Source organism: Acinetobacter sp. ABJ_C5_2 (assembly GCF_044538485.1).
GTDB lineage: Bacteria > Pseudomonadota > Gammaproteobacteria > Pseudomonadales > Moraxellaceae > Acinetobacter > Acinetobacter nosocomialis_A.
In genome coordinates this window covers 227,533-254,516 of sequence record NZ_JBIUCS010000001.1, presented here as the reverse complement: position 1 = coordinate 254,516, position 26,984 = coordinate 227,533, and the positions used below count along the sequence as shown (strand labels likewise).

The following is a 26,984-nucleotide window of genomic DNA, read 5'->3' as shown; positions in this document are numbered from 1 at the left end:
AATCTTTGGTTATTTTCTGCTAACATAGCTCCCCATAGCTAGTGAATCATGGAACGCAACAAGCCGAACCTTCCACTCTTGATCAACTTCACCTAAAAATTTTAATCATTAATGCTGTAAATCATGACTATGAATATCCAACAGGCGCTCAACCACATTACTAAGAACATTCATTTGACTCAGCCTCAAATGGAAGAAATTATGCGCAGCATCATGCAAGGTGAGGCAACCGAGGCACAAATTGGTGCTTTAATGATGGGCCTACGCATGAAAGGTGAAAGCATTGACGAAATGACGGCAGCCGCACGTGTCATGCGTGAATTTGCGATTAAAATTGATGTGAGTGATATCAAACATTTAGTTGATATCGTGGGAACTGGCGGTGATGGACAAAATTTATTTAACGTCTCTACAGCGTCTAGCTTTGTGATTGCAGCAGCAGGTGCAACCATTGCAAAACATGGTAACCGCGGCGTTTCAAGTAAATCAGGCTCATCAGACCTACTTGAACAAGCGGGTATTCACCTTGATTTAGATATGCAACAAACCGAACGCTGCATCCGTGAAATGGGTGTAGGTTTCTTGTTTGCACCAAACCACCACAAAGCCATGAAATACGCTGCTGGCCCACGTCGTGAACTTGGTATTCGTAGTATTTTTAATTTACTTGGCCCACTGACCAACCCAGCTGGGGTAAAACGCTTTGTGATTGGTGTGTTTTCAGATGAACTATGTCGCCCAATTGCCGAAGTAATGAAACAACTTGGTGCCGAACATGTGATGGTTGTTCATTCAAGAGATGGTCTTGATGAAATTAGTCTTGCAGCACCTACCACTGTTGCCGAACTCAAAGATGGCGAAGTTACTGAGTGGACACTTAACCCTGAAGATGTCGGAATTGAGTCACAAACGTTAAATGGTTTAGTGGTTGCTGATGCATCGGCAAGTCTAAAGCTCATTAAAGATGCTTTAAGCAAAAATAAATCTGACATTGGCGAAAAAGCTGCAAACATGATTGCGCTTAATGCAGGCGCAGGTATTTATGTAGCAGGCATTACCAAGACTTATGCTCAGGCTGTTACATTTGCGCAAGATATTATTTACGGCGGACAAGCATTAGAAAAAATGAGTGTTTTGGCTGAATTTACCAAAACATTAAAACAATCTCAGGCAGATTAAGGACTTCTCATGATTAATATTCAAAATACCATTTTAGGTAAAATTGTTGACCGTAAACATGAGGAACTTGCTGCACGTTTAAAACAACGTAATTTGCAAGATGTTGAAGAACTCGCAAAAGCTGCAACGCCAGTTCGAGGTTTTGCAAATGCTTTAAAACATAAACGTCCGGGTGTAATTGCTGAAATTAAAAAAGCATCTCCATCAAAAGGGATTATTCGCGCGGACTTTAATCCTGCTGAAATTGCCCAGCAATATGAGCAAGCTGGAGCAGCATGTTTATCGGTACTAACCGATGTTGATTTCTTTCAGGGTGCAGATGAAAATATTGCGATTGCTCGCAATCATTGTGCCCTACCTGCTTTACGTAAAGACTTTCTGATCGATCCATATAATGTAGTTGAAGCCCGTGCTTTGCATGCGGACTGTATTTTATTGATTGTTGCTTGTTTGTCTGACCAGCAACTCGAAGAAATGTCTAAAACTGCGTTTGAACATCAACTCGATGTACTAGTTGAGGTTCATGACGAAGAAGAAATGGAACGCGCGTTAAAGCTTTCTGAACAATGTTTATTAGGTGTGAATAACCGTAATTTAAAAACGTTTGATGTAGATTTAAATACATCTATCCGTTTGAAAAAGTTACTTCCGTCTTCACGCTTATTAATCACTGAAAGCGGTATTGCGACACCAGATGATGTGCGTATGATGCAAGAACATGATATTCACAGCTTCTTGGTTGGCGAGAGTTTTATGAAACAACCACGTCCAGATCAAGCTTTTACTGCCCTTTTTGGACAACCTCAAACGGTTTAATGAAGATATATGAGTAATAAAGATTCATCGCTTTCTAAAGAGCAACAAAAGTTATTGAAGCAATTTAAAAAGCAAATCTCCAATCCTCATTCAAGCAAAATCGCAAATCAGCCTGAGACTAAAAAATCTCAGGTTGAGACTGAAGAATTGGAAGATACACACCTGTTTCAACAGGCTGTTGCAGGTGTTAAACGCATCAACAATAGTAATGTGGCTGATGTAAAACCACCTCGTGCCAGAAAAGTTGATGCTCAAACACTAGCAAAACGCGCAGCCGCTGAAGGCGGACGTGATGCTGAACATGCCGAGTTATCAGATACTCAAGCAGCGTTAAATCCGGTCGCAAGCCAAGCCACTTTAAGCTATCGCATAGCGACTCTTCAGCATAAAGTTTTTGAAGACTTAAAAGCTGGTAAAATGCGCTGGTTTGAAGCAGTGGATTTACACGGCTGTACCATTGAACAAGCACGTGAAGCAGTTTTACAAATCATCCAGATGGCAAAAGATGAAAATCAAAATGTCATTAAAATTGTGCATGGTAAAGGCCCTGAAGCCGTTTTAAAAACCTATGTAAACGGATGGCTACGCCAACATCGCGATGTTTTGGCATTTGTAAGTGCACCTGAAAATCAAGGTGGCACCGGCGCTGTTCTCGTTCTGCTTAAACGAGCAGAAAAAAATCCCAAGTACAAACAATAATCGGCTTTTTCTACAGAATTCAGTCTTTTGATAGTTTTCTGGTAGAATGCCGTTTTGTTCAACCAGTGTAAGTGAACATTCTTATGTCTATGCAGCAATCGTACGCAAATATTCTGACTGCCGTCGGTGAAGATCTTGATCGTCCCGGCCTTAAAGATACGCCTGTGCGTGCGGCTAAAGCTTTTTCATATTTAACTTCTGGCTATAGTAAAACTTTAGAAGAAGTCACCAATAATGCTGTTTTCCCATCAGATAACCATGAAATGGTATTGGTGAAGAATATTGAATTTTATTCGCTCTGCGAACACCATCTTCTTCCCTTCTATGGCCGTGTTCATGTTGCCTATTTACCAGAAGGCAAAGTTCTTGGCTTATCTAAATTTGCACGTATTACCGAGATGTTTGCTCGTCGTTTGCAAATTCAGGAAAACCTAACTCAGCAAATCGCTGAAGCTGTCGCTGAAGTGACTGGTGCTCGTGGTGTTGCTGTAGTCATCGATTCAGCACATATGTGTATGATGATGCGTGGTGTAGGTAAACAGGAATCTACCACCCGTACAGTTTCATTTGTCGGAGATTTTAAAACCGATAAAGAAGCACGCCGTGAATTCTTAAGTGCTGTACCAGAAAGCTACTAATCTGGTTGTTAATGCACAAAAAAGCCCGACAATGTTGGGCTTTTTTTATAGGTTAATTTTATCAAGTTCAAATCCAACTCTATAAAAGATAACAATTAAATTAGATGATTTTTGTTATAAAAGTACGCATCTTTCTTTTTAAATAATTTATGAGTTAATCATGCGATTTAAAAAAGTTTCTTGCTTACTTTTACCTTCTCTCTTTATTTTTAACACCTCAATTTATGCAGGCACCACCTCTAAAGACCAAGAAATTAAACAACTGGTAGATCATAACTTTAAACCCTTATTAGAAAAATATAATGTGCCCGGTATGGCAGTTGGTGTTATTCAAAATAATAAAAAGTATGAAATGTATTATGGCTTGCAGTCCGTTCAAGATAAAAAAGCTGTAAATAGTAATACCATTTTTGAGCTAGGTTCTGTCAGTAAATTATTTACCGCAACCGCAGGTGCCTATGCCAAAAATAAAGGAAAAATCTCTTTTGAAGACACACCAAGTAAATACTGGAAAGAACTAAAAAATACACCGATTGACCAAGTTAACCTACTTCAACTTGCCACCTATACCAGTGGTAACCTTGCCCTGCAATTTCCAGATGAAGTACAAACAGATCAACAAGTTTTAACTTTTTTCAAAGATTGGAAACCTAAAAACCCAATTGGTGAATATAGACAATATTCAAACCCAAGTATTGGCCTATTTGGAAAAATTGTAGGCCTATCGATGAATCAGCCTTTTAGTCAGTTCTTAGAAAAGACAATTTTTCCAGACCTTGGCTTAAAGCATAGCTATGTCAATGTGCCCAAATCTCAAATGCAAAACTATGCATTTGGCTACAACCCAGAAAATCAGCCGATTCGAGTTACCCCTGGCCCACTCGATGCTCCAGCATACGGTGTTAAATCTACCTTGCCTGACATGCTAAGTTTTATTCATGCCAACCTGAACCCACAGAAATATCCGACAGATATTCAAAGCGCAATTAATGAAACTCACAAAGGTTTCTATCAAGTGGGCACCATGTATCAGGCACTTGGTTGGGAAGAGTTTTCTTATCCTGCAACCTTACAAACTTTATTAGACAGTAATTCAGAACAAATCGTGATGAAGCCTAATAAAGTGACTGCTATTTCAAAAGAACCTTCAGTTAAGATGTACCATAAAACAGGTTCTACCAACGGTTTTGGAACCTATGTCGTATTTATTCCTAAAGAAAATATTGGCTTAGTCATGTTAACCAATAAACGTATTCCAAACGAAGAACGCATTAAAGCGGCTTATGCTGTGTTGAATGCAATAAAGAAATAATCGCCTTAGCTAAACACAAAAAAAGAGAAATAAGCTTGCTCATTTCTCTTTTTTTATGGGCGTATTCTTTAAAAGAACCAAACATATCCTAGACTTGATTTCATCCAGTCCAGATGATTTTGTTTTTCATAATCCCAATTAAGACGAATCGCATTGTTGCTATTAATGGCATATTGCCACTGTGTATTTAAGCGTAAGTTCCATTGGTTTTGGTCTTCCCAATATGGCAGTTCAACTTGTACCACTGAGTTAAACTTTTCAAACCATTGGTTCATACAGCCCAAAGTTGGGCCCATTCCCACACGCCAGCCTTTATCTAAATTTGAACCCGCTTGAACATAAGCTTGAACTTGTCCATAGCACACATGTTTACGCTCATAGTCTGCAACACTGTAGCCGACTTGGGTATTAAAACTAGCTACCCCGTGCTGTTTTTCATCACTATAAACGCCGTCATGAACTGCTTCTTGACGCCAACCTAAGTTAAATCCCCAAGTAAGCGGTGTTTTAAAGGGTTGAATCGGGTTATAAGAGTTCACTTCTAGAACATCAAGATGCTCTAGCTTTAAATGATCGTTACGCCACTGCGCACTACCATTTAAAAAGAGCAATTGGGTACCAGCTCGATACCCCCCTTGAGGATCAATCAAGTCATGGTAAGCCTGTCTATGTCCAATTTCGATAAACTGATCACCCTGCACTTCGCCCAGTTTTAGCGAAACATTACGTGCATTATGGCCTTGTGTTGGCTCAGTCGATGGTCGTTTCGGTTCTTGACGCTGTTTATCTAAATCAATCTGGCTTCTTAAAGCCAAAAGCTGCCGTAACTGTGGTTGAGCAACGCTTTCTTCAACTTTGCGACTAATAAATTGCAAATATAAATCATCGTAAGCCATCTCAAGAATTTTGGCCTGATCTGGCTGACTATATGACTTAAGTATTTCGAAAGATTGCTTTGTTGGCATCATTGTAACTTTATGAGCAACTTTTGCTAAAGACGCACCATGCTGATGAGCTTGGGCCAATAATTGAGTTTCTAAAGCGGGTCGATACACAGGTGCTTTGGTTAGCCCTTGTTGATGCATCGCTTTAATGGTTTCCATTGGAATAGAAGCGTAATTAAACTTTTCTTGGAGGTTAGACTTAGGTTTAACTAAATCAACTAAGCCTAATAACCGATAAGCACAGTTGTCACTCACAAAGTAATAAGGGAAGCTTACATGTTGCATTTCCCAAATATGACTCACTAAAAAGCGTGTTTCTTCAGGGGATAGTTTTAACTCATATTCCCATAAATCACGGCTCTCGAAATCACCATATTCTTTTACCTTACGGTAGTAAGGCATAAGTGAATATTCACCCGGATACTGCCCTGTTAAACCTTTCCATGCATATGACCAGTTATCGTTACCTGCTACAGTTGCTGCGTAGTTTACGGCGTAAGAAACGAGGTTTAACTGCTGTTGATCTTTAGGGTCTAGGCGCAATAAGGTATGCCCGAACATCGAGCTTGGGTTCCCCATAAAATCTGTCGCGTAAATTAAGGTCGCTTTATAAGGCTTAATTTGGCCAATCCAGTTTTCAAACTCAGGACATTTTACTTGCGGCAATTCATTTTCTTGAATGCCTAATTGCTTTATAAGCCACTGACTACGAGCTGGAAACTTACAGCGAATTGACTGGTTATCTGGTGCAGGTGTAAACAATGCCGCAATATCGGCTTTTAACTCTTCTTTTAAATTATTTTTTCCATTTGCTGCAATAAAATAACCCGAATAACTCACTTCACTGTTATGGTTTTTATTGGCATACATGAGCCTTTGCCATGTAATGTCTTGGTCTAATTTTTTTTGTTCTGCAACTGACCAGTAGTTTTGAATAGATGGATTTATTTCTGCTGAATACGCAATATTAACTGCCAATGAGGCAAAAATTAAAACAACTGATTTCATTAAGCTCATCAATTTTTATCATTAAATATAAGAAAAACCCTGCCAAATGACAGGGTTTTCAATTTCAAACTTATACGTAAGCTTTTAAAACTTCATCTTTAGCCATTACGTTTTGTAATGATGCCAATACTTGAAGTGTGTTTTGGTTATTTGTTGAATAGATTTCACCAAAGTTTGCTTTTGAAACTTTGAAGAAACGGTCTTTGTCTTGTGGTTTGATTTGCATTAACTCAGCAAGAACGTTCAGGCTTTCACCTTGGCCTACAGCCATATCACGCGCTAAAGCTTCTGCATTTTCATTTGTGAATGTAACAACTTGAGCTGTTACTGTTCCGCCTTGACGGCAACCTAAAGTACCGAAAGTAATACCTAATAATTGGTTAGTAAAAATACCGTTTGTTGTTGCAGCAAGAATTTTAGGCGCTACTCCTTTTTTGCCTGCCCATACTTGCGTACCCACACCACAACCTACATCATTATCAGCCATAGCAACACTTGAACCAGCTGCTAACAAAGCAGCTAAAGCTAATTTTTTTAACATGATGAATATCTCCAAAAATCATTATTGATTGTTTCTTATGTATTGTTATGTGTAATTATTATTACACCCTTCAAAGATAACGATAAGCTTGTCTTTTAGCAATTAAAAATTAAACAATATGATAAAAAGAGAAAAGGAAATTTTTATCTTAAATTCCAATTACCTTGATTATCTCGATGACCTAATATTTTAAGAACTAATACTAAACTTAGTAATAATAATAAATACCATGAACCGAGTTTTCCCCATCCCACCATATGCCAAGCATTAATCTGACTTGGATAAACCCAAATTTTGTAAAAGGTACTAATATTTTCAGCAACCCAGATAACAAACGCAAGTGTCAACAACACTGGGAGCATCGGGGTTTTAAATTTATGTTCATTTATTTGAAAATAAAGTGTAGTTTTCCAGAAAATATAAACACTAAAAGCAAATAAAATATAGCGGATATCAGGAATAAAAAATTTACTCATAAAATTAATATATGAGAAAAATGCGAGAAAAAGCATGCTTCCAAAACTTGGAAGTTTCTCAAACGAAACCTGAAATAAACGGATTGAGCGAGCAAAGAAACTGCCTACAGCCGAGTACATAAAGCCTGCAAATAAAGGCACAGTCATAATTTTAAACACAGCCGGCTGCGGATATTGCCATGAAGCAATGCCAGGATGTGTTAAAAAGATTTCCATTACCATTGCCATGATATGAAATAAAGCAATGACTTTGGCTTCTTGCCATGACTCAAGCTTTAAATACAGCAAGCAAATTTGAATAATGAGCGCATAGATGAGTAAATAATCATAACGATAAAAACCCATATATTCATGGCTTCCCATCGGCGCTGTCAGAGCAAAAGCAATTAATAGCAAAATACCAAACAAGGCTGCCGAAACAGCCTTGCCAATAAATTGAAGAGGTAAAAACAGATATTGCACAAAAAACTATCCTAGATATTTAGCACTATACTCATGTACTGTATCTACAAAGATTTTTGGCTGCGCTGGATCTACCCACTGAGTAATCCCATGGCCCAAGTTAGCAATGTAACCGGTCTTTTCGCCATTTGCGTAGGCATCGTCTATCATCAATTTCACTGCTTTCTCAATTGAAGCAGCCGAACCGTATAAAACAGCCGGATCAAGATTCCCTTGCAGAGCGACACGTCCGGCCACTGTAGTGCGAGCTGTATTTAATGGTGTTGTCCAATCTAAACCTAAAGCATCTGCACCTGTTGTGATCATTGGCTCTAGCCACTGACCACCACCTTTAGTGAATACAATCACTGGAATACGGCGTCCATCTTTTTCACGTTGCAAGCCCGCAATAATCTTTTTCATATAGTTCAGTGAGAACTCTACATATTCACGGTGTGCTAAAGCCCCACCCCAACTATCAAAAATCTGAATGGCTTGAGCGCCTGCATCAATTTGAGCATTTAGATAGTCAATCACTGAATCTGCTAAATGGTCGAGCAACGCATGCAAAACTTCCGGCTGCGCATACATCATTTGCTTGGTAAAACGGAACTCTTTGCTTGAACCGCCTTCAACCATATAAGTCGCCAGTGTCCAAGGACTACCCGAAAAACCAATCAGTGGAACTTGACCACCTAAAGCAGAGCGAATTGTGCTTACTGCATTCATGACATAATCAAGATCAGATTTAGCATTTAACTTAGGTAAGTTTGCTACGTCTTGTTCAGTACGAACCGTTTTATGAAACTTAGGGCCTTCGCCTGTTTCAAAATAAAGGCCTAGTCCTAAAGCATCTGGAATCGTTAAAATATCTGAAAATAAAATTGCTGCATCTAAATCGTAACGACGCAAAGGTTGTAAAGTTACTTCACAAGCAAATTCTGTATTTTTGCATAAAGATAGAAAATCACCTGCCTTTGAGCGTGTTTCCCGATATTCAGGCAAATAACGTCCTGCTTGGCGCATCATCCATATTGGAGTGGTATCTACAGGCTCACGTAATAAAGCACGTAAGAAACGATCATTTTTAAGTGTCGTCATTGCCGATCTCTATCTTTTTCATGTGGCAGCATCATATCAAAAAGGTGAATGTTTTTATAATTTCAATTTCATACAAAAAACTTGTCAATCTACTAAAAAATGCATATTTACACAAAAGTCTACTGCAAGTAGCTCGGTTTTCTGCAATACTTGCAACATGTTACATCGGGTTTATTGATATTCCTTTAATGCTTAAATTCACCAATACTTAAATACGCACACATTGCGTTTTTGGTGATTTTATAAACATTAGGATCAGTCTTCTTACCCTATTGCTTATATGAAAATTCTTAAGGTTGAATTACATGTTTGTTCGCTCATTACTCGCTATGAGTTTAAGTTGTATTATTGCTAATGTTGCTTTGGCTGCGTCAACAACTGAGCAACCAGTCACTCCTAAAAAAGTATCTGCTCCTGTAGAAGATCCGATTGATCCGCTTGCTGTAGATGCTGCTTCAACTGTTAAAGCTCAAGCTCAGACACAGATTACTGCTCAAGAACAAAATGACTTAAATCGAGCGTCTACAACATTACAAAATTTGCAAAAAGCTGAAGACCCAAATGCTGACTCAGGCATTGCTGCTTCAGAACCGACAGCACCAGCTAAAACAACAACAGCATCTAAGTCTACTACTTCTGCTCCAGCTGTTTCATGGACATTAGATGGCTTAAATAATGCTGAGTGGTATGAAAATATTGGTAAAGGTCAATTACCAGTTTATGCACGTGCCCACGTCATGCTCAATAACGCGCATGCTTCACCGGGTGCGATTGATGGCATGAGCGGTAAAAATACCCTAAAAGCAATTGCATCTTTCCAGCAAATGAATGGTTTATCTCCTACTGGCGAGTTAACTAAAGAAACTTGGGATGCGCTTGTTGCAAAACAAACAAAACCAGCATTTATTGAATACACGATTACAGATGCAGACCTAAAAGGTCCATATGCTGAGTCAATTCCTTCTGACTACGCATTACAAGCCAAAATGAAAGGTTTGTACTACACGCGTGTGACTGAAATGTTGGGCGAAAAGTTCCATATTGATGAAGGTTTCTTAAAGAAATTAAACCCGAAAGCAACCTTCAAAAAAGTTGGTGAGAAAGTTATCGTTCCAAACGTACGCAATGACTTACCAGAAGACATTCATTTAATTATTGCGCATAAAGGTGCTAAACAGTTGTATCTGTTTAATAGCCGCAATCAAATGATTGCCTCATTTCCTGCAACAATTGGCAGTACTGATACGCCATCTCCGACCGGTACTTATAAGGTAGTTGGTGTTGCGCGTAACCCTTGGTATAGCTATTCACCTTCGAACTTCGTACAAGGTAAAAACTTAAAACCACTTTCTTTACCACCAGGTCCTAACGCTCCTGTAGGTAATATCTGGATTGGTTTAAGTAAAAAGTCATTCGGTATTCACGGTACACCAAACCCGTCTTTAATTTCTAAAACTGCATCACACGGTTGTATCCGTTTAACCAACTGGGATGCTAACGATTTAGGTAATAAAGTACGTTCTGGTGTTACTGTTAAATTCTTAGAATAATCTTTAAAAAAAAAAAGCCTGCTTTATGCAGGCTTTTTTTATATCTAAAACTTAAAACGAATATTTATAGACATTTCATCATATTAAAAACGCAACAATATGTTGCATCTACTCTATTTTTAGCTTGATTCTACAGGTTTAACATAGTCCTCAAGAGATCAATAATAATTTGAGGAGATCAAATCATGAATGCTTTTTTGCATCGTAGTGAAGATCGTGGTCATGTTAAAGCGGGTTGGTTAGAGTCTTACCATAGCTTTTCATTTGGTAACTGGTATAACCCTAAATATATGGGTGTCAGTGCATTACGCGTTATTAATGACGACCGAATTGATGCCCATAACGGTTTCGGCACGCACTCTCATGACAACATGGAAATTTTAACCTGTGTGCTCGATGGTGCAATTTCACACCGTGATACCATGGGAAATGAAGGCCAAATTAAGGCTGGTGAATGGCAACTCATGAGTGCTGGTACAGGCGTGGCGCACAGTGAAATCAACAACACTGATACACCCGTACATCTATTACAAATCTGGATTATTCCAGACGTAAAAGAAGCCGAGCCAAATTACCAACAAATTAATTTGGACCCACGTAAAGATCCAAATAAATGGCATTTAATTGCAGGACCTGATGCAAATGCACCAATGCACATTCGCCAAAATGCAGAAGTAAAATCTGCTGTATTGGAAAAAGGAAATGAACTTCCTGTTGAAACATCAAAACGGGTAAATTACGTTCATGTAATTTCAGGTGTAATTCGTATTGGTGATCAAGAAGTTAAAGCTGGTGATGCTTTAGTGTTTGAAGATAACGCCGTGATTCATGCACTTGAAGACAGTCAATTTATTTGGTTTGATTTACCTTAAAAAGCTAAAAGCCCTTTTATATAAAAGGGCTTTTTAATCACTGCCACCGCCGCTATCGCAGCTGCCTGAGTCTGAAGATGACGAACAATCATTTGAATGGCTTGAGCTATGATGATTACTATTGTCATGAACATAATGGCTTGATGAAGATGAATAATCATGCTCCCCCGATGATGAATAATTCTTTCGATAGCGAAGAGCTGCAATTAACAGAAATAATCCCACACTGGAAAAAATGGTAATAAATACAATAATAAATACCTTCAAATAACCACCTCCTTAGTACAGCTATAACAAACCTGATTTATGTCTATTCAATTATTTAAATGAGCCATAAGGATTAAACAAGTTATTTTTTGATAAATACTATAAAACTTTTAAAGCAAAAAACTGGATGAGTAACCTTTCAAAATAACTCGAAGGTTACACACTACCACTCTCAACATAGCTTAAATAAAACCACCCTCATTTTATAAATTATTAAAAATCGTTTTGAGTTTCCTTTACATATAAATACGCACTTGCTCTAGAGATACCCAAATGCTGAGCAACCGTCTCGACAGCCTTTTTAATGTCTAATAAGCCATTATTCCTGAGTTCATGTATTAATTGTTTGCGCTCATTGAGTTTTAACATACGCGGTGTCGTAGCATGTTTTGAGGCAAATTGATCGATATATCTTCGAATTGCTTCTGTACCATTCGGTTCCAGATTTTCAATAATGTTATCAGTTTCAATTTTAGTGAACTGATCTAGAGCGCTTTGCATTCCCCTAAATAGGGTTAAATCTATGTTCATACATAAAGCAGCTACATATTGCCCATCTTCATCTTTAATCCCAATAGATGTACTTTTGGCAGGACGACCATCTGCAAACTGGTTTGCATAGTTTGAAATGAGGTTTGGAAACTCTGGAGACATGATTCTAGCCAAGCCCAGCTCAGTGGCAGGATCTCCAATTTTTCGACCAGATAAATTGTTATGTATAGAGAGTATGGCATGCTCAGGATTTGTTAAGTCATGGACAACAACTTCGCAAAAAGGAAATAGCGTTTCACTTAGCCCTTTCGCGATAGTATCTAGTTGAGTGAGTAAATGTTTATCACGATTGCCCAAGGTATTTCCTCCAAATGACTTAGTTACTATTTCAAGTCCTAGCGTAAAGCATGCAATAGTAATTTAGACTTTTTATCTAATTTTAAACTTAATGTAAATCAAAATCTTATATCTCATTGTTATCACATTAGAAAATAAAATTAGACATTTTATCTAAATCTATATATTTTATCTAAACAAGGTCCATATATTGTATGTCACTTGAGCAATAGCAAATCTTGCATCCGAAAACATTGAATAGAATTAGGTTTAATTATGAAAAATTTAACCCTTCCCACTTATGAAGATGTCGCAGCCGCTGCTGAACGTATAAAAGGTTTTGCAAATAAGACTCCTGTTTTAACTTCACGTACTGTGAACAATGAGTTTGAAGCAGAAGTATTTTTTAAATGTGAGAACTTTCAGCGTGTTGGCGCCTTCAAATTTCGTGGTGCAATGAATGCGCTTTTGCAATTTAGTGAAGCTCAAAAAAAAGCGGGTGTAGTTGCTTTCTCTTCGGGAAACCATGCACAAGCGATTGCACTTTCAGCAAAAACTCTGGGTATTCCAGCCATAATCGTTATGCCACAAGATGCTCCTGCGGCAAAAATGGCAGCAACGCGAGAATACGGCGCCGATATTGTTGAATTTGATCGCTATACAGAAGATCGGGAAAAAATTGGAAAAGAGATCGCCGAAAAAAATGGCCTGACACTCATTCCATCTTATGACCATCCTCATGTAATTGCGGGTCAAGGAACGGCTGCTAAAGAGTTATTTGAAGAAGTGGGTAACCTAGATTATCTGTTTGTATGTTTAGGTGGTGGTGGTTTATTGGCAGGTTCTGCCCTGTCTGCTCGCCAGCTCTCGCCTAACTGTAAAATATATGGTGTTGAACCTGCTCTAGGAAATGATGGACAAATGTCTTTTAGAAAAGGAAAAATTGTTCATATTGACACGCCACAAACCATTGCCGATGGTGCTCAAACGCAATATTTAGGCAAACTAACATTCCCTATTATTCAAAAGAATGTAGATGATATTTTGACAGTAGAAGATGAAGACCTCATTAGCTGTATGAAGTTCTTTGCTGAAAGAATGAAGATGGTGGTTGAACCGACAGGATGTCTCGGATTTGCTGCTGCACGTAATTTAAAGCATGAGTTAAAAGGCAAACGTATAGGCATCATTATTAGTGGCGGGAATGTCGATATTTCTAAATATGTAGAGTTTTTATCCGCTTAATAAAAGCCAATGTCTATCTATGATGTCCGTTAATGCGTCATAGATAGGTATCACATGCTATTCGTCTCTCGACTTGCTCGTGTCTTAATTTAAATAAACTTTTGGAGATGGTGATGAGATTTATTTCTGAGTCTGAATCTTCTGCTCTCATCAATCATGAACTGGCTTATGATGCCATTTACCAAGCTTTAATTGCTGCAACTCAACCTGACACTAAAAGTTTTCCTGTGGTTCACGGTCAAGGTTCCGATAGCAAAAATACCTTTAGTGTTAAGTCATCGGCGACTCAGCACTTAGCTGGTCTTAAAGTTGGTTCTTTTTGGGAAGATAACCCTAAAAATGGTTTGCCTCGCCATAACGCACTCATTTTATTATTTAATCAAGCCAATGGAAAAATGGCAGCAGCTATCGAAGCAGGCAAAGTCAACGCGTTTCGAACAGCGGCATCTAATGCTGTTGCGACCCAGGTACTTGCAAGAAAAGATTCAAAAGTATTAGTCATATTTGGTACAGGAAATCAGGCCAAATATGAATGCGAGGCTTTAGCGAGAATTAGAAATTTCGAACAGATTTTGATAGTTGGACGTGACCTAACGAAAGCTGAAAAAATGGCAGAAGACCTCAAACCGTTAGGCGTTAAGCTTAACATTACCGGTGCAAAAGAAGCCTGTGAACAAGCCGATATTATTGTGACAGCCACGTCCTCCCACACTCCTCTTTTCAAAGCAGAATGGGTTAAAGCTGGTACTCATATTTCATCTATGGGTTCAGATAAACAAGGCAAACAAGAACTTCCGCCAGAGTTATTTTCACATAGTGGTTTATTTTGTGATCTTGACGTTCAGTCTAAACTCATTGGTGAATTTCAACATGCGCCTATGTCTGCAACTTTAACAAATATAGGTGATGTGCTTTTAGTAAATGCTCAAGGAAGGCAGTCACCAGACCAAATCACAATTTATGATAGTTCAGGCTTATCTATACAAGATTTATATATCGCCCAGAAAATTTTAGAAATTTCTTAATATTTATCATTTAACTGCATCATTCAGGCTGATGCAGTTAAATTTAAAAGAGTTCTTTTTTATATTTTTACTTAACCTTTTTTGAAGACTTCTCTAAAGATTGAAGCAGTACTGATAGAGAAGTATTGATATTGTCTATTTCATTATTCGACAGTACCGAAAGTATATGACGTTCATTCTCTACATGTGCTTCAACTGCCTTATTGATGAGTTCCAATCCATGACTGGTAAGTTGAACGAGCATACTACGAGCATCTTCTTCGTTATCGATACGCTCAATAAGGTTCCTCTGCTCTAGTTTTTTTAAACGATGTGTCATTGTCCCAGAAGTAATCATTAATGCTGAAAACAATTCAGTTGGACTTAGCCTATATGGGGATCCCGAACGTCGAAGGGTAGCCAACATATCAAACTCCCAAAGACTCAGGTCAAAGGTTGAGAACGTAGATTCTAAAAGCCGTTCTAACAGAGTCGCACAGCGTTTAATGCGACCAATAGGCCCCATAGGACTGGCATCAAGATCTGGTCGCTCTTTCGCCCATTGTTCTAAAATTTTATCAACTTCATCTTTTTCAAGACTATCGTTCTGATTTTTCATTTATCTTGACTTCAAGCTAATTAGTGTGACAACATAATAATATCTTGAATTGAAGATAAATTACAACAATATGTCAAATACATTACCAACATCACGCGGGTTAGATATTTTACTCACCGCATTAGCTCCTCTCATTTGGGGTTCCACATATATTGTGACATCGGAGCTTTTACCATCCGACCGTCCATTTACCTCTGCACTTATACGAGTATTACCAGCAGGCTTACTTTTACTTTTGTTGACTCGTCGCATGCCTGCAAAAAATGATTGGTGGCGCCTCATCATACTTGGGGCACTCAATATAGGATTTTTCCAAGCCTTTTTGTTTATAGCAGCCTATCGTTTACCGGGTGGATTGGCAGCTGTACTTGGTGCAATTCAGCCTTTACTTGTAATGGTAATCGCTTGGGTAGTAGATGGTCGGTCACCGCTCAGATCTACATTATGGGCAGCCGTCATAGGTATGTTTGGAATGGCAATCTTACTGTTATCGCCTAATACCGTATTTGAACCGATTGGAATCTTAGCTGCCCTATTAGGTGCTATTTGTATGGCGTGTGGTGTGTGGCTCACATCTCGCTGGAAATTAGATATGCCATTACTCGCTCTTACGGGTTGGCAGCTTGTGATTGGGGGCTTAATTCTTCTACCTATAGCTTGGATGGTAGATGCACCTCTCCCTACTTTAAAACCTGTCCAATATATTTCTTACGCTTATCTGAGCTTGGCTGGTGCTTTAGTGGCTTATGTGCTTTGGTTTAGAGGCATAAGCCGTCTGCCGAGTGTAGCTGTTGCATCCCTTGGATTACTTAGTCCCCTTACTGCGGTGGTACTGGGTTGGGCTTTGTTATCACAGTCAATTTCAGGAACTGCCCTTTTAGGATTAGTCATCGTACTCATTAGTGTGTTCGTAGTGCAATGGACCACAGCACGTCGTAATTAATGATTAACTTTAAAATTATTTTCTCTTTTCTGAGGCTTATATGAACATCTCTATACAACACGCTATCGAAACTCGCACATCAATTAATAACTTTCAGCCAAATCGCTCATTAGATGAAGCGACCATCAAGTTATTAGTCGAATTAGCAACTAAAGCTCCGTCGGCTTATAATTTACAAAATTGGCGCTTTATAGCGGTACGTTCTGAAGAGTCAAAACAATTGTTGAAAGCGGCAGCGTTCGGACAAGATAAAATTACCGATGCTTCCGTAAACTTTATAATCTGCGGCACATTTGATGCGCATCATCAACTGCATAACGCACTTCAGCCATCCCTAGAAAATAATATTATGGGACATAAAGTGATTGATAGTTGGGTAAGACAAGCGACTCATGCTTATCAAGATAACGCTATATTACAGCGCGATGAGGCTATTCGCTCGGCATCTTTAGCTGCAATGACTTTAATACTCGCAGCACAAGAAATGGGTTTAGGAACTTGTGCCATGGGTGGATTTGATGCAAAACAAGTATCTCAAGATTTTGAACTTACAGCGAATGAATTGCCTGTCATGATTGTTGCGGTGGGTTATCCAACAACCAATAATTGGGCGCAAAAAATACGTAAGCCTGTAACCGAAGTTCTTACTATTGTTTAGTAAAGCTATAACTACAATGGAAAGTATCTGTTGTTGTTCATTCTATAGATAGTCATGAGTCATTAGTTTTTAATGAATAGCATATAGAACATGAATAGCATATAGAACTGCTCTCGTTTAAATCTGATAGTTATCATTTTTTGTGTGACTATCAGATTTTAAATAGAGCTAACATTTTCTCAGTCCAAGTTCTTTTTTACTGAATATTTAAACATTCGATGATCGACAAAATCTAAAGTAGTTTTCATCATCATTTAATATATAAAAAGCATAATAGAATTACGCTTTTTATATATCTATCAAAAAATTTAGTTTTTGATTTGAATAGGATAAGCAATATATCTCATACTTCCGTATTTCAAATAAGAAGCTCCTGTTAAAGGATTAAGATGTGTACCACTAATAATCATTGCTGCACTAGGTCCTCCATCTAAACGAATTGCATAATTGATACCAAATGCTTTAAATACAGAACACAGATCAGCAGCTGTTGTTGTTCCTGATGAAGTAGATGAAACCATAACAATTTCACCTGTAGATAAGTTAGCTCCTATTGCAGACCATCTATTATTTTCAGTACTTGTTGTACAAACACCGTTTTTAACCACAGATGTTGAGCTACTAATTAAATTATAACCATAACTTTGGAAGTTATAAGTTGGACTACTCGTTTCAAAGAAACCTAACCCTTTCGTGCTACTTACTCCAAAAGTTAATTTATTTCCGCCATCAGTATTTTTAGCCCTTATAACATTATCAGTATTGAGAAAACCCTTAGCTGTGCCTTTACCGCCGCTTAAAGCACCAGCATCCCCATCCCACATAAAACCATTAACTAATGCGATGCCTCCATAATTTGTCATACGTACTAGATTAAGTTGATGGGGAACAGATGCTGTACTTGAAACTGATACTGGCAAGGCATATTTGATCCGAGTATCTTTTGCATTAATCAATGCAATATGAATATTAGGTGCAATATTCTCACAAGCTGAAATTCGTGCTACTCCAGTAGATTGTAATGTAGTTCTATAAGAAGCTAAATTTGCAGTTATCGTAGATGAACAAGTTGTAGCAGCCGCAGCCATAGTGACTTTTTGTGCGGCGTTACTGGGATAGTCTGAGCCTTCAATTACACGAGTACTTGACTCGGAAATTTCTGAGTAAGCTATAGGGGTTGCTGTATTACTACTTAAAGTTGTGGTAGTCACTTTTTTATCTTTTTCAGCAATTTTAATATTTAAACTTCCATTTCCTTTCACATAAGGATAAATATCAAGCATAGGAAATTTTTTGCCAACATTATGTTCAGTGATTATGTAAAGTTGGGGATGATTTAGAAAACTTGAAGGAAAAGTAATTGAACTTTTACTATTTAAATTGATTGATTGATTAAACTTAGGATCAACTAAATAATATTTAGCTTCAGGATTATAAGGGAGTGCCGTCGCAGCCATTGGTTGATATCTTGCTACCCCATTACCTTTATCTATTTTATTCAAAACAATATAAAGATTAGTTCCTTGATATTCAGAATCAATTTTTACTGGTTGAACCAGTTTGAGCTCACCTTCTATTGATTGTTTGCCCGTAGTCGGTTCAAAGATAATTTGATTAATTTGTTCATTTTCAGGAATGAGTACATCAGCTATGAGCTGACCTCTAGTAGTACTACTATTAGCTACAGGTATGTACTTATTAACTTCAGCTTTCCAGCATGAAGAGGCTGAGCAAAGAATTAAATCTGAAACATTAATTTCACCAGTATCTGTCTTACTTGAAACAGTTAGGTTAACTCTTAAACGCGATAGATGGTCAACTTTTTTACCTTCATATTTCAATAAGTTTTGTGTTGTAAAAGGCGGTAAAACAGCATAAATAGAACTACTAGAAATGAATAATGCACCTAAAATAAAAAATTTTTTCATGAAATAAATAAAACCTTTTGGTCGAGCTATATTATTAGAAAAAGAACAATAACTTAAAAAAAAGAATATAAAGAAGAATTTATATTCTTTTTTTGTAATATATAAAACGGTAAAAATATTTTATCCACATTATATATTCCCAACCATTAATTAAACAAATAAGATATACTTAACAATATGAGAGTCAAATGAGTATTACGCCCACAGGCGCTGAAAAATAAAAAAACATTTTTCAGTTACTTACATAATAAAATTTAGTTTTTTGAATAAAATAAAACCCCAAAATAATTAAAAAATTATAATATTCAAGGTCAGATTTAAAAAATTAATTCCCCACTCCACTCATCTGCAATAATCTAGAAATCCTTTTTGATCTATGTAAGAAAAAAAACATATTTTATTTATCCCTGATTTTTTTTGGCAAAAAAATGAAAATGACGAATTTATTATTCATTTTTCAAAACACATCTTTTCATCAAAACTTCATTTTTATGCCACAACACCTTATCAATCAAAAAGATCCAACTTTTCTTAGACTCGTTAACGTGGCTTTTTCAAAATATCACTGAAGCTTCATAGTTTATGGCTTTTTAAGTCATGTAAAGCTAGTAATTTTTCTTAACCAAAAACCAACCTTCGCAAAAAATACTCAAGCACCGTCTCACTTTCATCTGTCCCATCCGAGCTTAAAAGCTGAATAATGGCGCTCTCCATCATATATAAAAAGATTCTGGCATCGGTAAAGGAAACATCTGTTTTGAGTTGTCTAAGCTGGCTATAAATTTCATTGGTGAGCCACGTTCTGTATCTCACCGCGGTTTTATAAGCCTTTGAATAGGTATTTTTAGTTTCAAAAATAGCTCTAAATAATAAGTAATACGGCCCTTCTAAGTCGGTATGTAATACATAAAGTTTCTTGAGTTTATCGAGTGTACTGGTGTCATCGTCGTACTCGACCATTGCAATCACTTGGTCTTGAAGACGTTCTTTTTGCACAATTAGACAGATTTCAATGAAGCGTTCTTTAGAGTGAAAATAATTATAAAACGTCATTTTGTTCACTTCGGTTTCTCTCACAATTTTGTCGACACCGACCATGTGAAACCCACCGTGATGGAACAGATTAATCCCTTTTTTTACAACTTCAAAAGCACGTGTTGGGAGAATTAAATTTGGCATAGTTTTACCGTTATAAAATAAATTTTTGTTGTATATAAATGAGATAAAAAAAGCCTGTGCCCTTTCTGGGAGAAAAAAAGTACAGCAAAGCCTATAAAGACTGTGCTTGGCACATCTCAAGTTTTATAGTTGATGCAAGTTTTTTGAGCCGTAATGACTTAAAGCCTGAAAACCCTAAAGGTGATCAAGCTGCTTTAAATTTTAAGTTGTGTCGTTATAGCTTTTGGCAACGGCGGCCAAGAAATAATGGATGTGCAAAGCCAACTCCTTTTTTATTGGGAGTTCTGCCAGACATTTAAGAATTATGGTGGCAGAACGGAAGAAGGTTGACAGACTAGCATGAACTCAGACTAGCACACCCGAGGGTGTCCCTCTCCCGTCCTACCGCTACGGCAAAGGGACGAGTAGTCACCACACAAAGTTATACCTCAGAAAGAATAACTCTGATGCGGAAGTTCATGAGCAGTCTGTCAAAACTGCCTGGCAATGTGGCCAGCAGGCAAAGAATAGTGCCCAACCCTGTTGCAGTCAAGCACACAAAATGACATTTGTTTTAAATTAGATCATTAAAAAGTAAGAATAAATAATAGATAAGTGATTGTTAAATGAGGGTTTATAAAGTGGGAAATGATCAGTAGTGAACTGCCCCCCGAAAGTTGGACACTCATAGTCTAATTTAGAGGGGGCTTTACTTTCTTACTGGTTAAGTCTCTACATTTATTTTATAAGCCTTAGGTTATCTAAAGCGATATTGATATCTTTGTATTCATTACTTGATTTAAAAACATACAATAAGAATTTTTCAAGTACATCAACTTGTTGTACATCAAAGTATTCTAATAATGCTTTAATCAAATCAGGACTATTAGCTCTTTCTAATCGATGAAGCCACCATGTGAAGCTATTATTATAAAAAAAATCTGGTTCATTTAAATAGTGCTTCATAATCGCAGGAGTATAAAATAAATATGCTTGAGGAGCTAAGTAACTGAAACCTGTAAAGTGCATATTTAGATATAATGAAGGTATTTCTAAAGGGTTTCTAAATCTATTAGCCATCTTCCTTTTTTCTTTGATTGCTTGAATAGCCTCTTCCTGATCTGCTGCAAGCCACCCACATGTTTCAAAAAAACCAAGCTCTTGGCTCGCCCATTCCTCTGCTGTTAAATTAGAGTCTGGATGTTGTTTATCAAAATACCAATAACTGGTATCCGCATAATCTTCTTCTGCAAGAGTATAGTTATCACCTAAAGTAACATCCTTATACTCTTGCTCAATTAGCTGTAATAAATTTTCGTTCTTCATTCTACTGACCAAGCGCACCTAAATACGTGTTGCATTCTGCTGCTGTAGCTTTAGCTTTTATCGCCTCATTTAAATGGTCTGGATCTGAAGGAGACCAACACGCATTCTCTGCATCACGCGCTGAACCAAGCTCAGAATATGCCTTATATCTAGTTAATAATTGACTAGAATTCATTGCAACTGAACATTTGGTTAATCCAAAGACAACCTCTTTAGCATAAACAACTCTACTCCTAATTGGTACATATGATTCTTTAGAACATATCCAACAACTTCCATTATTTATCATATCAGTTGGACAGTTATTATTAGCATTATTCTCAAGCTCTTGAACAATAGGTTCAGCCTGAATAGCATCATTTAAAATATTTTGCGTTGCAGCATTAGTTGCTACTTGAGCGTCTAAACTACCAGTATCTGCGTTGGAAATGACTTTTTCAGCAACGGCTTCGAGAGGGAGATATTTTTCCTCAAGTTTTACATTTGGATTATATGCAGGATTTGCTCTTCCACGAATGTCCCAAAGATCTCTATAACCATCTGATGTAACACACCAAACATATGCAACAGGTGCATTAACAGGATGGGAGTACCAGTAAATTTCTTTATAACCTTCACCGTAATATGAACAAATGGCTCGGCCAGCGGCTTCAGCTGTAGGATAAATGTAGTCTGATTGTTGACCAGCACCAGTTGCCCACATCCATGGAACTGTAGGGTAATTGGGTAGTTGCTCCTTATACTTAATACTATTATTCGCAGGATCCAAAACCCAGTCTACTGCATCAAGTAATTGATCAACTGCAATAGCTAAGGCAACTCCAGCTACCCCGCCACGTAATACTTCTGCTACTTGCTTCGCATTTGGTGTTATTAGTGCTGCGGAAACTCTAGTATCATTAACTGCATCAACTAATGTCGATGCCCCCATAGTTGTCGACTTAGTAATTGACCAACCACCTAAAGGTGATATTGCTGGACTCATCATTAGTGATGAAGCTGCTAACTTGTAATTAGATGTTGTTGGCAATGCTAATTCGGTTGTTTGTAATTGTGTCGTCTGTGTTGTATCAGATTGAGACGTATCGCTCTGGTTATTATCCCCACATCCCGTCAACCCCAATAATATTGCTACTAAAAATAGTTTTTTCATTTATTTCCCCTTATTTTCAAATATTTTATTTTACTTTTTGATTAAAAACTACAAAAAATAATCCACTAAATGGCTTTAAATTATCGACTTCTTCTTGTGATTGTATTCTCAGTCAAGGAACGATTAATAATCGAGTTTGGATCACTAGTTCTGCCAAATATAGAATGCGACAAAAAGGCAAAAAAAAAGGCTTAAATCTTCTAAATTTAAGCCTTTAAAAGCCTCTCATTTCTGCACATATAAAATCAATCAAGGCGTCCCTAAATCTCTACTTGGCTCCCCATTTCCACCACTCGGTTAGCTGGTATCTGGAAGAAATCACTAGCAGGACTCGTATTAAGTTGCATAGAAATGAACAGTTTTTCACGCCATGAAACAATACCATCACCTACGTTATGAATTACACGTTCACGTGATACAAAAAAGCTTGTGTCCATAATGTTATATGGTTGATTCAACTTAGTTAAAGCTTGTTCTAATGCTTGAGGTACATTTGGCTGCTCTTTAAATCCATAATAAGCAGTGACACGTAAAAAGTGCTTATCTAACACTTCGACATCAATACGTTCCGATTCATCTACATATGGAATGTCACGAGTATTTATGGTGATCAAAATATTACGTTCATGAAGTATTTTATTATGTTTTAAATTATGTAATAAAGCATGAGGAACAACTTTTGGACTACTTGTCATAAATACAGCCGTTCCACTCACCATATAAGCACTAGACTCCAAGCTCTTAATAAATAAATCTAATGGCATAGTGTCACTTTGCAACTTGCGCAGTAGTAATTCACGTCCACGGCGCCATGTTGTCATAATTATAAAAGTGATTGCGCCCATCATTAATGGAAACCAGCCGCCATCTACAATTTTTAATGAAGTTGAAGCAATAAAGAGGAGATCTGGAATTAGCAAAGGTATCGCAATTAACAACATGACCCACGAAGGCCATTTTCATAAGTGATACATGATGAAAGCAACTAGAATAGTGTCACAGAACATAGTTAAAGTTACTGCACAATACCATAAGCCGAAGCTAGATTAGCACTAGATTGAAACATAAGCACTAAACCAATAATCATACCAAGCAACATCCAGTTCAATGCTGGTATATAAATCTGACCAATTTCAGATTCAGAGGTATGATCAATAGCAAAACGTGGTAAATAACCTAATTGGATAGCTTGACGTGCCATAGAAAACACACCTGAAATAACTGCTTGAGAGGCAATTACTGTCGCAGCAGTTGCTAAAGCAATCATAGGATATAATGCTATTTTAGGTACCATTATGAAAAAAGTATTCTCGATGGCCTGCGGGTTTTGCAGAATCAACGCACCTTGTCCTGCATAGTTTAATACCAAGCACGGTAGCGCAACCAAAAACCAAGCTAATTGAATTGGCTTACGACCAAAATGGCCCATATCCGCATATAAAGCCTCTCCACCTGTAATCGTCAATACAACTGCTCCCATAACTACAAATGCAGTCACGGGGTTATTTTCAATGAAAGGAAGAGCCCAATACGGATTAAGCATATTCAAGATATAAGGGTTCTTGATAATGTGAGATAGGCCAATAAAACCTAATGATAAAAACCAGATTAGCATGATAGGTCCAAAAAAACGGCCTACGGATCCAGTTCCCTTCTTCTGGATCATAAATAATCCAATTAGAATCACAATCGTAATTGGTATCACATACGGTGTAAAAATAGGGGTTGCTACGGACAATCCCTCTACTGCTGACAATACTGAAATAGCGGGGGTAATAATGCCATCACCAAAAAATAATGAAGCACCAAATAACCCTATCGTGATTAACCCAAAGCGCACTTTAGGCCCAATTTGCTTATTGTGCATGTTAAGAGCTAATAAAGCTAAAATGCCGCCCTCACCATGATTATCAGCACGCATAATTAACATACTAAATTTCAAGGACACCACGATCATCAGTGCCCAAAAAATCAAGGATAAAATGCCTAGAACATTCGCTTCATTTATAGGAACATTATGTGATGTATGAAAACATTGGGTAAAAGCGTAAAGTGGGCTAGTACCTATATCACCAAAAACCACCCCTAAAGCACCCAATGTCATTGCTGACATTTTTTGACGTCCAATCTCATGTGAACTCATCCATATCTCCTTGATATGAAATTATTATTCTTATATAGAAGTACTAACACCTATAACCCAATATCATTGATCAAAATATAAAAATCAAGAGCATTAATAATCAATAAGATATTACTTCCTATAATAAGGGGGACTATAAACACAAAATTAGTCTACTCTCATAGTATTTGAATTCAGAATACTTCTATCAACTTTACCTCTTCTACTTATGAGGTAGATAGCTATGTCACTTTATAAAAATTAATTTTAGAAAGTCGCATACGACTATTTCATATACATTTGTTGAATCATTCCTAAAACCATAATAACGCGTGCTTTACCTTTGAGCAGAATAAATAAGCGTTAATTCCGCCATTATCCATATAAATAATTTCATAGTTTGGAATATTATTTTCACATTTTTCAACAACTTCTTTTCTTTTTTCATCATCAAAGTCATTTAAATCCGCAAGATATAACCCGATGCGAATTGAGTCAAAAATTTCACTATCTCCAATAATATTATATTTATCACACAAACAATCCTTCTGTTTACCCGAAGCTGTTAGTTTTTTTATTTCCTCATCATATAACTGTTTTTGTTTACTATAAATTTTTATGATTTCCCAAGCTTTTGATATTTTTTCCTTATCAATTTTTGAATACCCATATTTATTTTCCTTGCTGCTTAATATTGAATATGAATATGCTAAATAGAGCACTTGATCCATTTGTGTCATATCAAGTTTATTATTTTGATAAAGTTCCACCATCTTATTTGCAGCACTTTCAATATCAGTTTTGGATGAATGTGTAGAATAGACGTCCAAAATTTGAATTAAGCCTTTTATATTACTTTCTTTGATTGCAGACTTATGTTTTATTGAAATTTTTGTTGTGTTCCAAGTCTCACGAGTGGCTTTTGTTGTTCCCTTAACAATAGCAATAGGAATAAGAACTGGGGATAACAATATACCGGTAACAACCATTTTCCCCTCAGGTGAATGCGGACTACTACATGCATTCAAGCCAACAATCAACAAAAGTAGTAATAGCATGGCTCTATATTTATTATTCATCATTTTCAAGCAACTTTTTATGCATCCAATATTTGATGTACAACTACCCTAACTCCAATAAATTTTGATCAATTTATGGGAGTTTATTATAAGCATTAATCCATATTGTTAATATGGATCTGCTGACATTTACTGTATAAGAAATAGCGAGATAGTAAAATTAAATCGTCAAACTTAATTCACGAATCGCTATACCTCGTACAATGTTAAATTAGAGTCTGAATGTTGTTTATCAAAATACCAATAACTTGTATCAGCATAGTCTTCCTCAGGCAGAGTATAAGCATACCCCAAAGTAACATTTTTAAATTCAAATTCTATTTGATTCTTTAAAGTATCGATATTCATTTTATTTTCCTAAAATCCCTAGTTTCCAACTCTGCCAAATATAGAATGCGACAAACAGGCATAAAAAAAGGGCTTACATGTTATTAAAACGATGTAACCCCTTTATCGTTACACTCAGAATCCTAATAAACTTATATTATTTAAACACTTATCTACTCCTTCTTTCATCTCTAGAGATAGAGTGGAAATAAATAACAGAAAGTCTTTTAACATTTCTATTTGTGCTTTGGTAAAACAATTTAATAACTTAGGAGTTTCTTCAAAAGTATTTAAACTTCTTAAACGATAAAACCAAGATAAAAAACTAGGTGAAGATAGAACTTCGGCGTCTTTTAAAACAGAACTCATAATAGCTGGGGTATAAAACAGAAATCCCTGAGGTTCTAAAAAACCAAAACCCGTATGGTAGTTGTCTAAATATGAAACAGGTATTTCAAAAGGATTACTGTACCTATTATTCATTTTCCTCTTTTCTTTAATTGCATTTACAGCCTCTTTAAAGTCTTCTCTAAACCAATTACCAGTCTCAAGAAGGAAAAGTTCCTGCTTTACCCATTCTTCCTCAGTTAAGTTTAAATCGGTGCGCCTTTTATCAAAGTACCAGTAGCTTGTATCGGCATAGTCTTCCTCAGGCAGAGTATAAGCATTCCCCAAAGTAACATTTTTAAATTCAAACTCTATTTGATTCTTTAAAGTATCGATATTCATTTTATTGTCCTAAAATCCCTA

Annotated in this window: 26 protein-coding genes and 1 pseudogene; 12 read left to right on the top strand and 15 right to left on the bottom strand. The window is 36.9% G+C overall.

Features of this window, described 5'->3' with window-relative positions; translation table 11 throughout:
• Nucleotides 1–129 precede the first annotated feature (129 nt).
• The 5 genes from trpD (at nucleotide 130) to blaADC (ending at nucleotide 4,644) form a co-directional block, all read left to right on the top strand.
• Complete coding sequence (trpD, locus tag ACH8JV_RS01210; RefSeq protein WP_009498528.1) at nucleotides 130–1,179, top strand: anthranilate phosphoribosyltransferase; 1,050 nt, start codon at nucleotides 130–132, stop codon at nucleotides 1,177–1,179.
• Nucleotides 1,180–1,188: 9 nt separating this feature from the next.
• Entirely contained in the window at nucleotides 1,189–1,995 is an 807-nt protein-coding gene (trpC, locus tag ACH8JV_RS01205; RefSeq protein ID WP_311086855.1) for an indole-3-glycerol phosphate synthase TrpC, read from the top strand.
• A gap of 9 nt (nucleotides 1,996–2,004) precedes the next feature.
• Complete coding sequence (locus ACH8JV_RS01200) at nucleotides 2,005–2,694, top strand: Smr/MutS family protein (protein WP_396519276.1); 690 nt, start codon at nucleotides 2,005–2,007, stop codon at nucleotides 2,692–2,694.
• Nucleotides 2,695–2,783: 89 nt separating this feature from the next.
• A complete protein-coding gene (gene folE, locus ACH8JV_RS01195) occupies nucleotides 2,784–3,332 on the top strand; it encodes a GTP cyclohydrolase I FolE (protein ID WP_002118643.1) in 549 nt (182 codons plus the stop codon).
• 160 nt (nucleotides 3,333–3,492) lie between these two features.
• Nucleotides 3,493–4,644 (top strand): ADC family extended-spectrum class C beta-lactamase, encoded by a 1,152-nt coding sequence (gene blaADC, locus ACH8JV_RS01190; protein WP_396519274.1) that lies wholly within the window; start codon nucleotides 3,493–3,495, stop codon nucleotides 4,642–4,644.
• A gap of 68 nt (nucleotides 4,645–4,712) precedes the next feature.
• Here blaADC and ACH8JV_RS01185 read toward each other — a convergent pair whose 3' ends face one another.
• The 4 genes from ACH8JV_RS01185 to hemE form a co-directional block, all read right to left on the bottom strand.
• Nucleotides 4,713–6,605 (bottom strand): DUF4105 domain-containing protein, encoded by a 1,893-nt coding sequence (locus tag ACH8JV_RS01185; RefSeq protein ID WP_396519272.1) that lies wholly within the window; start codon nucleotides 6,603–6,605, stop codon nucleotides 4,713–4,715.
• Between the two features lie 61 nt (nucleotides 6,606–6,666).
• Nucleotides 6,667–7,137, bottom strand: a complete 471-nt coding sequence (locus tag ACH8JV_RS01180) for a DUF3015 family protein (RefSeq protein WP_000914197.1) — start codon at nucleotides 7,135–7,137, stop codon at nucleotides 6,667–6,669.
• 143 nt (nucleotides 7,138–7,280) lie between these two features.
• Nucleotides 7,281–8,075, bottom strand: a complete 795-nt coding sequence (locus ACH8JV_RS01175; protein WP_396519270.1) for a DUF817 family protein — start codon at nucleotides 8,073–8,075, stop codon at nucleotides 7,281–7,283.
• Nucleotides 8,076–8,081: 6 nt separating this feature from the next.
• Nucleotides 8,082–9,155 (bottom strand): uroporphyrinogen decarboxylase, encoded by a 1,074-nt coding sequence (gene hemE, locus ACH8JV_RS01170; protein WP_396519268.1) that lies wholly within the window; start codon nucleotides 9,153–9,155, stop codon nucleotides 8,082–8,084.
• A 305-nt stretch (nucleotides 9,156–9,460) separates the two neighbouring features.
• On the opposite strand from hemE, the gene ACH8JV_RS01165 reads away from it, so the two are divergent.
• Nucleotides 9,461–10,705: a L,D-transpeptidase gene (locus tag ACH8JV_RS01165; RefSeq protein WP_263614277.1), complete on the top strand. Its 1,245-nt coding sequence runs from the start codon at nucleotides 9,461–9,463 to the stop codon at nucleotides 10,703–10,705.
• A 185-nt stretch (nucleotides 10,706–10,890) separates the two neighbouring features.
• Nucleotides 10,891–11,577: a pirin family protein gene (locus tag ACH8JV_RS01160; protein WP_019457751.1), complete on the top strand. Its 687-nt coding sequence runs from the start codon at nucleotides 10,891–10,893 to the stop codon at nucleotides 11,575–11,577.
• Here ACH8JV_RS01160 and ACH8JV_RS01155 read toward each other — a convergent pair.
• Both ACH8JV_RS01155 and ACH8JV_RS01150 read right to left on the bottom strand, forming a co-directional pair.
• On the bottom strand, nucleotides 11,574–11,738 hold the full coding sequence (locus tag ACH8JV_RS01155; RefSeq protein ID WP_396519266.1) for a hypothetical protein: 165 nt from the start codon (nucleotides 11,736–11,738) through the stop codon (nucleotides 11,574–11,576). The genes ACH8JV_RS01160 and ACH8JV_RS01155 overlap by 4 nt on opposite strands.
• A gap of 319 nt (nucleotides 11,739–12,057) precedes the next feature.
• The gene (locus ACH8JV_RS01150) at nucleotides 12,058–12,693 is read right to left on the bottom strand and encodes a transcriptional regulator (RefSeq protein WP_396519264.1); all 636 of its coding nucleotides are present in this window, start codon (nucleotides 12,691–12,693) and stop codon (nucleotides 12,058–12,060) included.
• 255 nt (nucleotides 12,694–12,948) lie between these two features.
• Between ACH8JV_RS01150 and ACH8JV_RS01145 the strand changes: the two genes are divergently transcribed.
• Both ACH8JV_RS01145 and ACH8JV_RS01140 read left to right on the top strand, forming a co-directional pair.
• Nucleotides 12,949–13,917, top strand: coding sequence for a threo-3-hydroxy-L-aspartate ammonia-lyase (locus ACH8JV_RS01145; RefSeq protein ID WP_396519262.1), 969 nt, complete (start codon nucleotides 12,949–12,951; stop codon nucleotides 13,915–13,917).
• A gap of 113 nt (nucleotides 13,918–14,030) precedes the next feature.
• Complete coding sequence (locus tag ACH8JV_RS01140; RefSeq protein ID WP_396519260.1) at nucleotides 14,031–14,942, top strand: ornithine cyclodeaminase family protein; 912 nt, start codon at nucleotides 14,031–14,033, stop codon at nucleotides 14,940–14,942.
• Nucleotides 14,943–15,009: 67 nt separating this feature from the next.
• On the opposite strand, the gene ACH8JV_RS01135 is transcribed toward ACH8JV_RS01140, so the two are convergent.
• Nucleotides 15,010–15,540 carry a MarR family winged helix-turn-helix transcriptional regulator gene (locus tag ACH8JV_RS01135; RefSeq protein ID WP_396519258.1) on the bottom strand — a complete coding sequence of 177 codons (531 nt, stop codon included), beginning with the start codon at nucleotides 15,538–15,540 and terminating at the stop codon, nucleotides 15,010–15,012.
• Between the two features lie 70 nt (nucleotides 15,541–15,610).
• Between ACH8JV_RS01135 and ACH8JV_RS01130 the strand changes: the two genes are divergently transcribed.
• Nucleotides 15,611–16,483, top strand: coding sequence for an EamA family transporter (locus ACH8JV_RS01130; RefSeq protein WP_396478387.1), 873 nt, complete (start codon nucleotides 15,611–15,613; stop codon nucleotides 16,481–16,483).
• Nucleotides 16,484–16,523: 40 nt separating this feature from the next.
• Nucleotides 16,524–17,141, top strand: a complete 618-nt coding sequence (locus ACH8JV_RS01125) for a nitroreductase family protein (protein ID WP_396519256.1) — start codon at nucleotides 16,524–16,526, stop codon at nucleotides 17,139–17,141.
• Between the two features lie 308 nt (nucleotides 17,142–17,449).
• Here the strand turns inward: ACH8JV_RS01125 and ACH8JV_RS01120 are convergent, their stop codons facing one another.
• Together ACH8JV_RS01120 and ACH8JV_RS01115 are read right to left on the bottom strand one after the other, a co-directional pair.
• Entirely contained in the window at nucleotides 17,450–19,069 is a 1,620-nt protein-coding gene (locus tag ACH8JV_RS01120; protein WP_396519254.1) for a phosphodiester glycosidase family protein, read from the bottom strand.
• Between the two features lie 618 nt (nucleotides 19,070–19,687).
• On the bottom strand, nucleotides 19,688–20,248 hold the full coding sequence (locus tag ACH8JV_RS01115; protein ID WP_396519252.1) for a TetR/AcrR family transcriptional regulator: 561 nt from the start codon (nucleotides 20,246–20,248) through the stop codon (nucleotides 19,688–19,690).
• Between the two features lie 56 nt (nucleotides 20,249–20,304).
• Here ACH8JV_RS01115 and ACH8JV_RS01110 point away from each other — a divergent pair, with 56 nt between their 5' ends.
• Nucleotides 20,305–20,547, top strand: a complete 243-nt coding sequence (locus ACH8JV_RS01110; RefSeq protein WP_396519250.1) for a hypothetical protein — start codon at nucleotides 20,305–20,307, stop codon at nucleotides 20,545–20,547.
• Between the two features lie 418 nt (nucleotides 20,548–20,965).
• Here the strand turns inward: ACH8JV_RS01110 and ACH8JV_RS01105 are convergent, their stop codons facing one another.
• The 6 genes and pseudogenes from ACH8JV_RS01105 to ACH8JV_RS01080 form a co-directional block, all read right to left on the bottom strand.
• Nucleotides 20,966–21,553: a hypothetical protein gene (locus ACH8JV_RS01105; RefSeq protein ID WP_396519248.1), complete on the bottom strand. Its 588-nt coding sequence runs from the start codon at nucleotides 21,551–21,553 to the stop codon at nucleotides 20,966–20,968.
• A 1-nt stretch (nucleotide 21,554) separates the two neighbouring features.
• Nucleotides 21,555–22,706 carry a hypothetical protein gene (locus tag ACH8JV_RS01100; RefSeq protein ID WP_396519246.1) on the bottom strand — a complete coding sequence of 384 codons (1,152 nt, stop codon included), beginning with the start codon at nucleotides 22,704–22,706 and terminating at the stop codon, nucleotides 21,555–21,557.
• 260 nt (nucleotides 22,707–22,966) lie between these two features.
• Nucleotides 22,967–24,849 (bottom strand): annotated as a pseudogene (locus tag ACH8JV_RS01095) (potassium transporter Kup).
• A 293-nt stretch (nucleotides 24,850–25,142) separates the two neighbouring features.
• Entirely contained in the window at nucleotides 25,143–25,910 is a 768-nt protein-coding gene (locus ACH8JV_RS01090; RefSeq protein ID WP_396519244.1) for a hypothetical protein, read from the bottom strand.
• 186 nt (nucleotides 25,911–26,096) lie between these two features.
• Nucleotides 26,097–26,255 (bottom strand): hypothetical protein, encoded by a 159-nt coding sequence (locus ACH8JV_RS01085; protein WP_396519242.1) that lies wholly within the window; start codon nucleotides 26,253–26,255, stop codon nucleotides 26,097–26,099.
• 114 nt (nucleotides 26,256–26,369) lie between these two features.
• Nucleotides 26,370–26,963, bottom strand: coding sequence for a DUF6714 family protein (locus ACH8JV_RS01080; RefSeq protein WP_396519240.1), 594 nt, complete (start codon nucleotides 26,961–26,963; stop codon nucleotides 26,370–26,372).
• Nucleotides 26,964–26,984: the final 21 nt, after the last annotated feature.